This is a genomic window from Microbacterium sp. Z11_20 (assembly GCF_057197605.1).
Window position 1 is genome coordinate 449,158 of sequence record NZ_JBXVOQ010000003.1, and the last position, 12,649, is coordinate 461,806.

A 12,649-nucleotide genomic window follows, 5' to 3' on the forward strand; every position below is an offset into this window, starting at 1 on the left:
GGATCAGCCGCCGTAGGCGCGGACGATGCGTTCGCCCGCCTGGATGAGGCGCGCGGCGATGACCTGCTCGGGGGCGGTCAGCTCCACGTGGATGACCGCGATGGCCGCATGGGGTTGGCCGGGGAGATGGAGGGGCACCGCCACCGAGCGCAGGGACGGCACGACCTCGCTGTCGCTGACGGTGTAGCCGCGCTCGCGGGAGAGCTCGAGTTCGGCCCGGAGCGCCTCATCCACGGTGCTCGGCCACGCACTCTGCGGGATCCCCACCAGGATCGCCTTCCCCGGCCCGCCCCGGGTGATCGGATGCCGATGGCCCGGCCGGTAGGAGATCACCGCGCCGGCGCGTCGTGGGGCGGCACTGACCAGCGTCACGGCCTCGTCGACGTCGGCGAGCATCGCGAGGAGGCACGTCATCCCGAACTCGTTGGCCACCTCGTCCAGTTCCGGCATCGCCGCCTGCTGCACGTCTCGTGCGACCCCCGACGCCAGGGCCGCCAGGCCCGCGCCCAGGGCGACCCGTCCGCCTCGGTCGCGTGCGACCAGTCCGTGATCCTCGAGAGTGCGCAGCATCCGGTAGGCGATGGAGCGGTGCACACCCAGCTCTGCCGACAGCTCGTCGATGGACAGGGTCCGGCTGGCGCCGGCGAGGATCTCCAGCAGCCGGATGCCCCGGCTGAGGGTCTGCGAGCGGGCGGCGTGGGGGTCGGGCATGCGGGCATCCGTTTCAGGCAGGTCGCGCCGCGAGACGGCGCGTGTTCGATAGTAGGACGCCGTGCTCACTGGGAGAACGCCGGTCGCCTCGCCGTCTATACGCGACCGCGCGGTTATACGCAACGTCCATCGCTGCCGAGCTCTCTGCTGGCCAGAATGAGCGGAGACCCGAACACGATCGAGGAGCACACATGACCGAGGCGCGCGAAGCCGAACTACTGGCATCGATTCCCGACGGGCTGTTCATCGGAGGGCAGTGGCGCCCGGCCGAAGGCGGCAAGACCCTGGATGTCGCCGACCCCTCCACCGGCACTGTGATCCGCTCGATCGCCGACGCCTCGGTCGCCGACGGACAGGCGGCGATGGACGCCGCCGCCGACGCCTTCCCCGGGTGGGCTGCCACCCCGGTGCGCGAACGGGCGGAGATCCTGCGCCGTGCGTTCGACCTGCTGCAGGCGCGCAAGGAGGACGTCGCGCTCGTCATGACGCTGGAGATGGGAAAGCCCCTCGCCGAAGCGCGCGGGGAGATCGCGTACGGCGGCGAATTCCTGCGCTGGTTCAGCGAGGAGGCGGCGCACGTGTCCGGCCGGTACGGCGCGAACCCCGAGGGCACCGGCCGCATGATCGTCACCCAGCATCCCGTCGGACCGGCGTTCCTCATCACGCCGTGGAACTTCCCGCTGGCCATGGCGACACGCAAGATCGCTCCGGCGCTCGCGGCCGGATGCACGGTCGTCATCAAGCCGGCGTCCCTCACCCCGCTGACCACGCTGTTCTTCGCGCAGATCCTCGAGGAGGCCGGCGTTCCCGCCGGCGTCGTCAACGTGGTGACCACCACCTCCTCCGGCGCGGTGTCGGAGCGCATCATCCGCGACCCGCGGCTGCGCAAGCTCTCCTTCACCGGTTCCACGCCCGTGGGCCAGGGACTGCTGAAGCAGGCATCGGAGAACGTGTTGCGCACGTCGATGGAACTCGGCGGCAACGCCCCCTTCGTCGTGTTCGACGATGCCGACCTCGACAAGGCGGTGGACGGCGCGATGCTCGCGAAGTTCCGCAACATCGGGCAGGCCTGCACCGCGGCCAACCGCTTCATCGTGCACCGCCCGGTGGTGGAGGAGTTCACGCGCCGCGTGACCGAGCGCGTGAAGGAGTTGCGCATCGGCCGCGGCACCGAGGAGGGCGTGGTCATCGGCCCGCTCATCGACGACCGCGCGGTGGCCAAGGCCACGGCGCTGGTCGGAGACGCCGTCGAACGCGGCGCCACGGTGACCACCGGCGGGTCTGCCGTGGACGGCCCCGGGACGTTCTACGAGCCCACCGTCGTCTCGGACGTCCAGCCGGGAAGCGAGATCCTCCGCGAGGAGATCTTCGGGCCCGTGCTGGCGATCGTGCCGTTCGACACGGAGGACGACGCGGTGCGTATCGCCAACGACACCGAGTACGGCCTGGTCTCCTACGTGTTCACCGAGAACCTCGCCCGTGGCCAGCGCATGATCGAGCGGCTGGAGACGGGGATGATGGGCCTCAACGTGGGTGTGGTGTCCAACGCCGCGGCGCCTTTCGGCGGCTGGAAGCTCTCCGGCCTCGGCCGCGAGGGCGGAGCCGAGGGCATCCACGAGTACCTCCAGACGAAGTACACCCTCACGGCGAACCCGTTCGCCTGAGCCCCCGCCCGCCCCCGCGGACAGACACTGTCCGCGGGGGCGGGCAGGATGGCGCAGTGACCACCGCGCAGGCTCTCGACCGCAGACTCCGCTCGCACCGGCTGTCCGCTCCGGCGGCCTCGGTGATGGATGCGGCCGCCCACATGCTCGCCGTGCAGTCCCAGGAGTTCTGGGGCGGCCGGTGGGCGCTCGCCGTGCGCACACGCGGGACGCCGACGGTCAGCGACGTGGACGCGGCGTTCGACCGGGGAGAGCTCGTCCGCGCATGGCCCATGCGCGGTACCCTCCACATCGTCCCGGCGCGCGATCTCGCCTGGATGCTGTCGCTCACGGCCGACCGCCAGCTGAAGGCCGCCGCGCCCCGCCGCCGCGATCTCGGACTCGATGAGGAGGCGCTGGCGCGCGGGGAAGTGCTCGTCCGCGCGGCACTGGCCGGGGGCAATCGGTTGACCCGGGCGGATGCCTTCGACGTGCTGGAACGCGGCGGAGTCGATCCGGCCGGGCAGCGCGGCATCCATGTGCTGCACGTGCTGGCGCTCCGCGGCGTGATCGTGTCGGGGCCGGTGGTGCCGCGCGTGGGCGGGCCCCCGCGCGAGCAGTATCTCGTGCCGGCCGAGGAGTGGATCGCCGATCCGGTGATCCCGACCGACCCCCTCGCGGAGCTCGCCGCGCGTTTCGTCGCCTCGCACGGCCCCGCCACGGCGCGCGACCTGGCCTGGTGGGCCGGCCTTCCGCTGGGAACCGCGCGCACGGCGATGGCCGCCGCCGCCGGCCGGGTCGAGGCCTCCGGGGACGGCCCCGATCCGTCGTATGTCGGTGCCGGCGCGGCGCCGCGGCGCGTCGCATCCGCCCCCGACGTCCTGGCGCTCCCGCCCTTCGACGAGTACTACCTCTCGTACGCCGATCGCACGCTGCCCTGTGCGCCGGAGTTCCTCCCGGTCGTGGGGCCGAGCAAGAACGGGATCGTGCGTCCGATCCTCCTCCATCACGGGCGGGTCGCCGGCGTCTGGGCCCATTCGCTGGCCGTCGGGCGGCACGCCGATGATCCGGTGCCCGACCTCTTCGCCCCCGTCGATCCGGCGGAGGTCGCCGCCGCGCTGGGCCGCTACGCCGCCTTCATCACCGGCTGAGCCTCAGCTGCCGGCGTGCCGCTCCAGGAACTCGAAGACCTCGGTGTCGTCCACGCCCGGGAAATCGCCCCGGGGGAGGGGCGAGAACATGTGCATGTGCACACGTGCGCTCGGCCACGCCTTCCCCGCCCACCGCTCGGCGACGCCGGCGGGGGGACGGCGGCAGCACGACTCGTCGGGGCAGCGCGATTCCGCGCGCTGTTGCGTCTCGCGGCCGCGGAACCACTTCGCGTCGTCGAAGGGCACTCCGACGGTGATGGAGAAATCGCCGTCGGAGGTCGATCCGGTCTGCGTGGAGCACCAGAAGGTTCCCGCCGGAGTATCGGTGTACTGGTAGTGCTCCGTGGTGCGGTTCTGCTCGGAGAACGCCCGCCGCGCCGAGAACCGGCGGCAGGCCACCTGCCCCTCGATGGATCCGGTGACATCCGTCGGAAGCGGCAGGTCGTCGTTCTCGTAGACGCGGGAGATCGCCCCCGACCCGTCGACGCGCAGGAAGTGCAGCCGGATGCCCAGGTGCTCCGTTGCCAGGTTGGTCAGCCGCATCCCGGCGGCTTCGTGGGTCACGCCGAACGCGTCACGGAAGTCCTCCACCGCCAGGTTGCGGTCGCGCTTGGCCTGCTGGAGGAAGGCCACGGCGTTCGTCTCGGGCATGAGGCAGCACGCGGCGAAGTAGTTGATCTCCAAGCGCTGCTGGAGGAAGTCCGCGTAGTCGTTGGGGCGCTTGTGCCCGAGGATGCGGTGGGCCATCGCCTGCAGCGCCATCGACCGCAGACCGTGACCTCCGGGGATGGATGCCGGGGGCAGGTAGATGCGGCCGTTCTCGAGGTCGGTGACCGACCGAGCCGAATGCGGCAGGTCGTTGACGTAGATGAGCTCGAAGCCGAGCTGCTCGGCCATGATGCTCACCGAGCGGTGCGTCAGCGCGCCGCCGAGGTGGCCGGCGGCTTTCAGCTGCTTCTCGGCGAGCTTCTCGATCTCGGGCAGGTAGTTGCCCCGCTCGCGCATCCGCAACCGCAGCTCGGTGTTCGCGCGGCGCGCCTCCTCGGGGGTGGCGATCGCCTCCCGCTCGCGTCGCTGCAGTTCCCGGTGCAGACCGAGGATGGATTCGAGCGTCTCATCGCTGACGCCCTTGGTGACCTTGATCGGCGGGATGCCCAGCTGCCGGAACACCGATCCCCCTTGCGCGCGCTCCAGCTCGATCTCCAGGGCCGCCCGGTGGTTGGGCGGCTCGGCGGACAGCAGATCGGCGACCTCCGTCCCGGTGGCCCGGGCGATCTCCTGCAGCAGTGAGAGCTTCGGCTCCCGCTTCCCGTTCTCGATCAGGCTGAGCTGGCTGCCGGCGACGCCCACGAGGGCGCCCAGCTCGTCCAGTGTGAAGCCCGAGGTGAGCCGCTGGTGGCGGATGCGGTGGCCGAGCGTGGCGAGTTCGATCGCGGGGGGAGCCATTCCTTTAGCGTAGCGAAAGAACCGCAACTCTTGACTCTCGAATGTTCGGAAAGAGGCGAGCGGACCGGCCAAGGTGGAACAAGACACCCTTTCTGAACCTCGACCTGGAGGAGCATCCATGGCTCTCGCCGAGATCCACAGCAGCCGTCCCACCCGCGCTTCGGTGGGGGCTCTGCGCCGCTTCGGGAAGCGCCCGGATGTGCGCGGACCCGGGATGGACGCGCTCGTGGCGTGGGTCGACGAGATCGCCGCGCGCACCCAGCCCGACCGCATCCACTGGGTCGACGGCTCGCGCGCCGAGAACGATGCGCTGCTGCGTCAGATGGTGGACGAGGGCAAGCTCCTCAAGCTCAACCCGGAGTGGCGGCCCGGGTCGTACCTGGCGCGCTCGCACCCGGGCGACGTCGCCCGTCTCGAGTCGCGCACCTACATCGCCTCCGAGCTGGAAGAGGATGCGGGCCCCACGAACAACTGGATCGCGCCCAAGACGATCCGCGCCACGCTCGACGGAGTCTTCGAGGGGTCGATGCGCGGACGCACGATGTACGTCGTGCCGTTCTCGATGGGGGCGGTCGGCGGTCCCCTGTCGCACATCGGCGTGCAGGTCACCGACAGTGCATACGCGGTGACCTCGATCGGCATCATGACCCGCGTCGGCCCCGAGGTGCTGGGCCGGATCGCCCAGGGCGACCCGTGGGTCAAGACCGTGCACTCGGTGGGCGCCCCTCTCGCGCCGGGCCAGGCCGATGTCCCCTGGCCGTGCAACGACGAGAAGTACATCGTCCACTTCCCCGACACCCTCGAGGTGTGGTCGTACGGCTCGGGCTACGGCGGCAACGCGATCCTGGCCAAGAAGTGCTTCGCCCTCCGCATCGCCTCGGTGATCGGCCGCGACGAGGGGTGGCTGGCCGAGCACATGCTGCTGATCCGGGTCATCGATCCGGCCGGTCGCGCGTACCACGTGGCCGCGGCGTTCCCCTCGGCGTGCGGCAAGACCAACCTCGCGATGCTCCGACCGACCATTCCGGGCTGGCGCGTCGAGACCCTCGGCGACGACATCGCCTGGATCCGTCCCGGCGCGGACGGGCGCCTGTGGGCGATCAACCCCGAGGCGGGATTCTTCGGCGTTGCGCCGGGAACGGGTGAGTCGACCAACGTCACCGCCGTGGAGACGCTGTGGGGAAACACGATCTTCACCAACGTCGCGCTGCGCCCCGACGGCGACGTGTGGTGGGAGGGGCTGACCGACGACGCTCCGCCGCACCTGACCGACTGGGAGGGCAACGCCTGGACGCCCGACAGCGGACGTCCCGCCGCGCATCCGAACTCCCGCTTCACCGTCGCCGCGGCGCAGTGCCCGCAGATCGCCGCCGACTGGGAGGCTCCGGAGGGCGTACCGCTGGATGTCATCCTCTTCGGTGGCCGCCGCGCCACCAACGTGCCGCTCGTGGTGGAGGCGACCGACTGGACCCACGGCGTGTTCCTGGGGTCGACCATCTCTTCGGAGAAGACCGCAGCGGCCGAGGGAACGGTCGGCGAGCTCCGCCGCGACCCGTTCGCCATGCTCCCCTTCTGCGGCTACAACATGGCCGACTACTTCGGGCACTGGCTGAAGGTCGGGCAGACGCTGCGGTTCGACCGGGCCCCCCGCATCTTCCAGGTGAACTGGTTCCGCAAGGGCGCCGACGGCCGGTTCCTGTGGCCGGGATTCGGTGAGAACTCCCGCGTGATCGACTGGATCATCCGCCGCATCCAGGGCCAGGCCGGAGCGGTGGAGACGCCCATCGGCCGCATCCCGCGCGCCGAGGACCTCAACCTCGACGGCATCGACGTCCCCGAGGCCGACCTCGACGAGCTGTTCGCCGTCGACCCGGATTCGTGGCTGCAGGAGGCTGACCTCACCGAGGAGTTCTACGCGACCTTCGGTGGCCGCATCCCCGCTCCGCTGAATGCCGAGCTGGCTTCGCTGCGTTACCGCCTGAAGGCCGCGAAGGCCGCGCAAGCCTGAGGCCCCGCCACACGCCGAGAAACGACATCCCGGACGAGAAACCACGCGGCGCGTGGCGTCTCAGCCGGGATGTCGTTTCTCGCCGGGGCGGGCGGCTAGGACTGCGCGGGGACGAGGTCGACGCCGAGCTGGCGCATCCACTCGAGGTTGTCGTACGCCACCCACTCCTCGGCCAGCTTGCCGTCGGCGTCATAGCGGAACATGTTGATCAGCGACAGCGTGACCGTCTTGCCGTGGGGCTGCACGGTGCCGAACCGGGTGGCGAACGGCGCGGTGAAGGTGCCGCCCATCTCCGTGCGGCAGCCGATGAAGTCGCCGGCGGAGACGATCTCGTAGCGCTCGCAGTAGTAGCCGGTGAAGGATTGGCGCATCTGCGCGAAGTAGGCCGCCAGCGCGGCGAAATCGAGGTCGCCGTCCGGACCGTGGAACTGGAAGTCCGAGCTGAAGTAGGCCCGCAGCGCTTCCGCGTTCTCGTGGGCGATGGCTTCGCGGCCGACGGCGACGAGCGCGCGGGAGCGCTCGTCATAGCGGGTGTCGTCGGGCTCGATGAACTGGGACATGGTCGCATCCTCCGAATCACTCGGTCGGCGGGTGTGCGGACCGATTGGATGCCACGCTATGGGCTGGGGTGCACTCCAGGTCAAGTCTTCCGCGCAGTGGGCTGCGCGGCGGGCAGGAGCCTCTCCCGCTCGTAGAAGCGCTCCTCTCGGGCGTGCGCGGTTCACACCAGGAGCTGGTGCTTCGCCAGCTCGCGGTACAGGGGGGTGGATGCGACGAGCTCCGAGTGGGTGCCCGCCCCCACGACCTGCCCGTGGTCGAGCACGACGATGAGGTCGCTGTCGACCACGGTGGACAGGCGATGGGCGATCACCAGGAGGGTGCGCCCGGTCGCCACGGCGTCGATGGCCTCGCGCATCCGTTGCTCGTTGACCCCGTCCAGGGATGAGGTGGATTCGTCCAGGAGCAGCACCGGGGGAGCGGCCAGCAGTGCGCGGGCGATCGCGAGGCGCTGACGCTCTCCGCCGGAGAGCATGACCCCGTCCTCGCCGACGGGCGCGTCCACGCCGAGGGGACTCCGCTCGAGGACATCGCCGAGGTTCACCGCGCGCAGCACCGCCGCGCACTCCGCATCGCTCGCCTCGGGGGAGGCCAGCCGGAGATTGTCGGCGATGGTGCCCGCCAGGGTCGGAGCATCCTGTTCGACGTAGCCGAAGCGCGCCCGCAGCGCATCACGGTCGAGGCTGCGCGCGTCGACGCCGTCGATGAGGATGCGGCCTCCCGTGGGGTCGTAGAACCGCTCCACGAGCGACAGCACGGTGCTCTTCCCGGCACCCGACGGCCCGACCAGCGCCACGCGTGCGCCGCGCGGGACGTCGAACGAGACGCCGCGCAGCACGTCGCGCTCCGCGGCGTCCTCGGCCCCGTCCTCCTCATCGGGGAGGCGCTCGACGTGCACCTGTTCGAGCACCGCGCGCGCCTCCTTGGCCGCCGCCTCGCGCGCCTGGACGACGTTCTCGGGGTACCGGAACCGCACGTCGCGGAACGCGATCGCCGGCGCCTGCGGATCGGGCACGGCGGCGCGGTCGGGGGAGTCGGCATCCGTCTCGGTGGGCAGGTCGAGGATCTCCTGGATGCGGCCGAGAGCGCCGAGCGCCTGGCTCACGGACGTGATCGCGCCGAGGGTCGATCCCAGCGGCGCGATGAGGAGGAAGAGGAACATGATGAACGTGATCAGGCCGGAGATCTCGATCGCCCCGGAGGCGACCCGGAACCCGCCGACTCCGAGCACGACCAGGAGCGAGACCTGCAACGCGATGCCGGCGACGGGAACGACCAGGGCCGAGACCTTCGCGATCCGTATGCCGACGCCGTAGGCCTCGGTCGCCAGGCCCGTGACCGAGGTCGTTTCACGCTCGGTCGCTCCCGCGGCCCGCACGGTGCGGATCGAGCCGACGGCACGTTCGACGGCGGATGCGAGCTCCCCGACCTTTACCTGCTGCTCGGTGGATGCGGTGCGGATGCGGCCGCTCAGGAGGATGACCGTGAGCACCGAGAGGCCGAGGACGAGCACGATGAGCGCCAAGAGCACCGGATCGATCAGCGCCATGGCGACGAGTGCGCCGAGGAAGATGAGCAGGTTGCCGACGGCGTCCGCGAGCCCCTGCGTCAGGACGGCGTACAGCAGCGTCGTGTCGGTGCCCACGCGCGAGACGAGGTCGCCGGTGCGGCGGGCGTCGAACTCGCTGATCGGGAGGTGCAGGATGCGGCGGATCAACTGCCTCCGGCTGGAGTAGACCACTGCGGTGCCGGTGCGCTGCAGCAGATAGTGCTGGTAGCCGGAGATCACCGATGACACCACCACGAGCCCCACGACGAGCCAGATCAGGGCGCCGAGGTCGATTCCGCCCTGCACGCGCGCGATCACCTCGCCCACGAGGAGCGGCTGGGCGAGCGTGGCGGCCGCGCCGAGGATGCTGAGGATCGCCACCACGACGAGCACGCGACGGTGCTCGAGGAGGAACGGCAGGAGCTGGCGAAGGGTGGCGCGCGGCCCTTCCGGCTGCGCGCGGCGCCCGCGGCGCGCGCGGGCAGGGGCTGAGGTGGACATCGGTTCCTCGTTCGGGTGGGGTTACTTTCGACCGTACTTCTTGTGCACGGCCTGTTTGGACACGCCGAGGGCTCCGGCGATGGCCTGCCAGGAGAATCCCTGGTTGCGGGCGCGGCGCACCTGCACTTCCTCCGCGCGGGCGAGCTCACGGCGCACCTCGGCGAGGCGGTGCAGTTCGGCGATCGGCTCGCGGTCGGGTGCCGCTCCGAGAGCGGTGCGGATGTCGTTTCCGGTCACGAGCATTCCCTCCTGTATGCGTCAACACTAGTTGACACGCCGCCGCAATGTCAATCGATGTTGACGCGCCATCTGTCGCGGCCTCAGGGGACAGCATCCGCCGCCTCGGAGCACCGTGAGCCGGCAGAACCTGTCCCCGGAAGCACGCGATGAGCGTGTCAGCGGCGGTTATAGGGTGGTGCGGTGCCAGAAGCGGTGATCCGAGCCAGCAACCTCGTCAAGGCGTACCGGGTGAAGGGCAAGCCCGACTTTCTCGCCGTCGATGGACTGTCCTTCGAGGTCGCGCCGGGGGAGTCGTTCGGGCTCCTCGGGCCCAACGGGGCGGGCAAGTCCACGACCATGAAGATGATCGGCGCCGTATCCACCCGCACCGCCGGTGACCTCAGCATCCTGGGCCTCGATCCCGACAGCCACGGTCCGGAGATCCGTTCGCGCCTCGGAGTCGTACCGCAGCAGGACAACCTCGACGGCGAGCTGAACGCCCGGGAGAACCTCTACATCTACGGGCGGTACTTCGGACTCCCCGGGAAGGTCTGCGCGCAGAAGGCGGACGAGCTCCTCGCCTTCGCCCAGCTGCAGGACAAGGCCAAGAGCAAGGTCGACCAGCTCTCCGGCGGGATGAAGCGGCGCCTCACGATCGCACGGGGTCTCATCAACGACCCCCGCATCCTCCTCCTGGACGAACCGACCACCGGCCTCGACCCGCAGGCCCGCCATGTGCTGTGGGATCGCCTGTTCCGCCTCAAGGAGCAGGGCACCACCCTGGTGCTGACCACGCACTACATGGATGAGGCCGAGCAGCTGTGCGATCGACTGGTCGTCGTGGACAAGGGCCGCATCATGGCCGAAGGAACCCCGTCCTCCCTGATCCGCGAGCACTCGAGCCGTGAGGTGCTCGAGGTGCGGTTCGGCTCCGATCGCAACGAGCAGGCCGCGGAGCAGGTGCAGGGCATCGGCGAGCGCGTCGAGGTGCTCCCCGATCGCGTGCTCATCTACGCCGCCGACGGCGAGGCGGCGCTCGAGCGCGTCACCGCGCTGGGCCTGCAGCCGATCACGTCCCTCGTCCGCCGTTCGAGCCTGGAGGATGTGTTCCTTCGGCTGACCGGAAGGTCGCTGGTCGAATGACCCTCAGCCAGGCGCCCGGCGCGGGGGACGCGCGGATCCACCCCTCGTTGGACGAGTTGCGGGCCGAAGCGCTCGAGTGGGGGCGGAAACCGCGGGCTCGGGGCTCGTGGTACGTCACCGAGCACATGGTGCGCGCGATGCGCGCGTATGGCTGGACGATCCTCTTCGGCGCGCTGGGGCAGCCCATCCTCTACCTCCTGGGCCTGGGCCTGGGCCTGGCAGCCCTCATCCAGAGCGATATCGACGACGGCGGCCAGCCGGTCTCCTACCTCGTCTTCATCGCACCCGCCCTCCTCATGACCGCCGCGATCGCCGTCGCGTCGGAGGAGTTCACCTATCCCGTCATGGCCGGATTCAAGTGGCGGCGGTACTTCTACGGCTTCAACGCCTCGCCGCTGGCGTCGGCGCAGATCGCGCACGGCGTGATCCTCGGCGCCGTGGCCCGCATGTTCGTCGCCGTCGCGGCGTACTACCTGTTCATCTGGGTCTTCGGTGCCGTCCCGCACCCGGAGACGGGGTGGATCTCCATCGCCGTGGGCGTGCTCGCCGGGGTGAGCTTCGGCATCCCCCTCATGGCATACGCCGCGTCGATCGAAGACGACAAGGGCCAGTTCGCCCTGGTGCAGCGGTTCATCTTCATGCCGATGTTCCTGTTCTCGGGAACGTTCTACCCCCTGGAGACGCTGCCCGTGTGGCTGCAGTGGATCGGCTGGATCTCGCCGCTGTGGCACGCCACGGAACTCGGTCGCATGGCCACGTACGGCCCGGTCGACCTTCCCACCGGGGCGTTGCACCTGGCCTACCTGATCGTGCTCGCCGTCATCGGCTATGTGCTCGGCCGTCGCACCTTCGAACGGAGACTCGCCAGATGACCGCCGTCGCCGCGCCCGAGACCGCCGGCCGCCGGCGTGGGGTGCGCGCCCTGTGGGCGGGCAACCCCCAGGCCGTCGTCCAGCGGGGCCTGCTGGCCGCCCGTTCGTCGAGCTGGATCGTCGTGCTGTCGGGATTCTTCGAGCCGGTCCTCTATCTCGCGTCGATGGGCATCGGCCTGGGCGCCCTGGTCGGCGACGTCCAGACGTCGGCGGGCGTCGACGTGCCCTACGCCGCGTTCATCGCTCCGGCCCTGCTGGCGGTGTCGGCGATGAACGGCGCCATCTACGACTCCACCTGGAACGTCTTCTTCAAGCTCAACTACGGCAAGCTCTACGAGGGGATGCTGTCCACGTCGCTCGGGCCGCTGGATGTCGCCCTGGGCGAGATCCTCTACGCGCTCCTGCGCGGGCTGCTCTACGCCACCGGCTTCATGATCATCATGCAGCTGCTGGGCCTGAACCTGGCCCCCACCGCCATCCTCGCCCTCCCGGCCGTCGTCCTCATCGCGTTCGGGTTCGCCAGCGTCGGCATGGCGATCACGAGCTACATGAAGACGTTCCAGCACATGGACTGGATCAACTTCGTGATGCTGCCGATGTTCCTCTTCTCGGCGACGTTCTACCCGATCACGGTGTACCCGGAGGTGGTGCAGTGGATCGTGCAGGCCCTGCCGCTGTGGCACGGGGTCGAACTCATCCGGGGCCTGACGACCGGAGCACTGAGCGCGGGGATGCTGTGGCACGTCCTGTACTACGCCGTGATGATCGCGATCGGGCTGGTCCTCACCACGAAGCGGCTCCGCGCCCTCTTCCTGGACTGACACCGGCGACGACGGATGCCGCGGAGC

At 70.1% G+C, this 12,649-nt stretch carries 11 protein-coding genes; 6 read left to right on the forward strand and 5 right to left on the reverse strand.

The genetic code is table 11. From position 1 onward, the window contains the following. Window positions 1-3: 3 nt before the first annotated feature. Window positions 4-711 carry an IclR family transcriptional regulator gene (locus tag AC2DFQ_RS10145; RefSeq protein WP_484533800.1) on the reverse strand — a complete coding sequence of 236 codons (708 nt, stop codon included), beginning with the start codon at window positions 709-711 and terminating at the stop codon, window positions 4-6. Window positions 712-902: 191 nt separating this feature from the next. Here AC2DFQ_RS10145 and AC2DFQ_RS10150 point away from each other — a divergent pair, with 191 nt between their 5' ends. Continuing rightward, window positions 903-2,375: an NAD-dependent succinate-semialdehyde dehydrogenase gene (locus AC2DFQ_RS10150; protein WP_484509948.1), complete on the forward strand. Its 1,473-nt coding sequence runs from the start codon at window positions 903-905 to the stop codon at window positions 2,373-2,375. A gap of 56 nt (window positions 2,376-2,431) precedes the next feature. After that, window positions 2,432-3,505: a winged helix DNA-binding domain-containing protein gene (locus tag AC2DFQ_RS10155; protein ID WP_484533801.1), complete on the forward strand. Its 1,074-nt coding sequence runs from the start codon at window positions 2,432-2,434 to the stop codon at window positions 3,503-3,505. A 3-nt stretch (window positions 3,506-3,508) separates the two neighbouring features. On the opposite strand, the gene AC2DFQ_RS10160 is transcribed toward AC2DFQ_RS10155, so the two are convergent. Then, window positions 3,509-4,951, reverse strand: coding sequence for a helix-turn-helix domain-containing protein (locus AC2DFQ_RS10160; RefSeq protein WP_484509946.1), 1,443 nt, complete (start codon window positions 4,949-4,951; stop codon window positions 3,509-3,511). 118 nt (window positions 4,952-5,069) lie between these two features. Between AC2DFQ_RS10160 and AC2DFQ_RS10165 the strand changes: the two genes are divergently transcribed. After that, complete coding sequence (locus AC2DFQ_RS10165; RefSeq protein WP_484509945.1) at window positions 5,070-6,959, forward strand: phosphoenolpyruvate carboxykinase (GTP); 1,890 nt, start codon at window positions 5,070-5,072, stop codon at window positions 6,957-6,959. Window positions 6,960-7,054: 95 nt separating this feature from the next. Here AC2DFQ_RS10165 and AC2DFQ_RS10170 read toward each other — a convergent pair whose 3' ends face one another. The 3 genes from AC2DFQ_RS10170 to AC2DFQ_RS10180 all read right to left on the reverse strand — a co-directional run bounded on the left by AC2DFQ_RS10170 (window position 7,055) and on the right by AC2DFQ_RS10180 (window position 9,804). After that, on the reverse strand, window positions 7,055-7,519 hold the full coding sequence (locus tag AC2DFQ_RS10170) for an ester cyclase (RefSeq protein ID WP_484509944.1): 465 nt from the start codon (window positions 7,517-7,519) through the stop codon (window positions 7,055-7,057). Window positions 7,520-7,680: 161 nt separating this feature from the next. Continuing rightward, window positions 7,681-9,567: an ABC transporter ATP-binding protein gene (locus tag AC2DFQ_RS10175; protein ID WP_484533802.1), complete on the reverse strand. Its 1,887-nt coding sequence runs from the start codon at window positions 9,565-9,567 to the stop codon at window positions 7,681-7,683. Between the two features lie 21 nt (window positions 9,568-9,588). Continuing rightward, the gene (locus AC2DFQ_RS10180; protein WP_484533803.1) at window positions 9,589-9,804 is read right to left on the reverse strand and encodes an AsnC family protein; all 216 of its coding nucleotides are present in this window, start codon (window positions 9,802-9,804) and stop codon (window positions 9,589-9,591) included. Window positions 9,805-9,987: 183 nt separating this feature from the next. Between AC2DFQ_RS10180 and AC2DFQ_RS10185 the strand changes: the two genes are divergently transcribed. The 3 genes from AC2DFQ_RS10185 to AC2DFQ_RS10195 are packed head-to-tail and all read left to right on the forward strand — an operon-like array spanning window position 9,988 to window position 12,622. Continuing rightward, the gene (locus AC2DFQ_RS10185; RefSeq protein ID WP_484509941.1) at window positions 9,988-10,929 is read left to right on the forward strand and encodes an ABC transporter ATP-binding protein; all 942 of its coding nucleotides are present in this window, start codon (window positions 9,988-9,990) and stop codon (window positions 10,927-10,929) included. After that, window positions 10,926-11,801, forward strand: coding sequence for an ABC transporter permease (locus AC2DFQ_RS10190; protein WP_484533804.1), 876 nt, complete (start codon window positions 10,926-10,928; stop codon window positions 11,799-11,801). The genes AC2DFQ_RS10185 and AC2DFQ_RS10190 overlap by 4 nt, the downstream gene beginning before the upstream one ends. Next, window positions 11,798-12,622 (forward strand): ABC transporter permease, encoded by an 825-nt coding sequence (locus tag AC2DFQ_RS10195; RefSeq protein WP_484533805.1) that lies wholly within the window; start codon window positions 11,798-11,800, stop codon window positions 12,620-12,622. The genes AC2DFQ_RS10190 and AC2DFQ_RS10195 overlap by 4 nt, the downstream gene beginning before the upstream one ends. The last annotated feature ends 27 nt before the right edge of the window (window positions 12,623-12,649 follow it).

What these genes read in the sequence shown, in the direction of transcription:
- AC2DFQ_RS10145 (WP_484533800.1), bottom strand. Translation starts at nt 711, where the DNA reads ATGCCCGACCCCCACGCCGCCCGCTCGCAGACCCTCAGCCGGGGCATC.
- AC2DFQ_RS10150 (WP_484509948.1), top strand. Translation starts at nt 903, where the DNA reads ATGACCGAGGCGCGCGAAGCCGAACTACTGGCATCGATTCCCGACGGG.
- AC2DFQ_RS10160 (WP_484509946.1), bottom strand. Translation starts at nt 4,951, where the DNA reads ATGGCTCCCCCCGCGATCGAACTCGCCACGCTCGGCCACCGCATCCGC.
- AC2DFQ_RS10165 (WP_484509945.1), top strand. Translation starts at nt 5,070, where the DNA reads ATGGCTCTCGCCGAGATCCACAGCAGCCGTCCCACCCGCGCTTCGGTG.
- AC2DFQ_RS10170 (WP_484509944.1), bottom strand. Translation starts at nt 7,519, where the DNA reads ATGTCCCAGTTCATCGAGCCCGACGACACCCGCTATGACGAGCGCTCC.
- AC2DFQ_RS10175 (WP_484533802.1), bottom strand. Translation starts at nt 9,567, where the DNA reads ATGTCCACCTCAGCCCCTGCCCGCGCGCGCCGCGGGCGCCGCGCGCAG.
- AC2DFQ_RS10190 (WP_484533804.1), top strand. Translation starts at nt 10,926, where the DNA reads ATGACCCTCAGCCAGGCGCCCGGCGCGGGGGACGCGCGGATCCACCCC.
- AC2DFQ_RS10195 (WP_484533805.1), top strand. Translation starts at nt 11,798, where the DNA reads ATGACCGCCGTCGCCGCGCCCGAGACCGCCGGCCGCCGGCGTGGGGTG.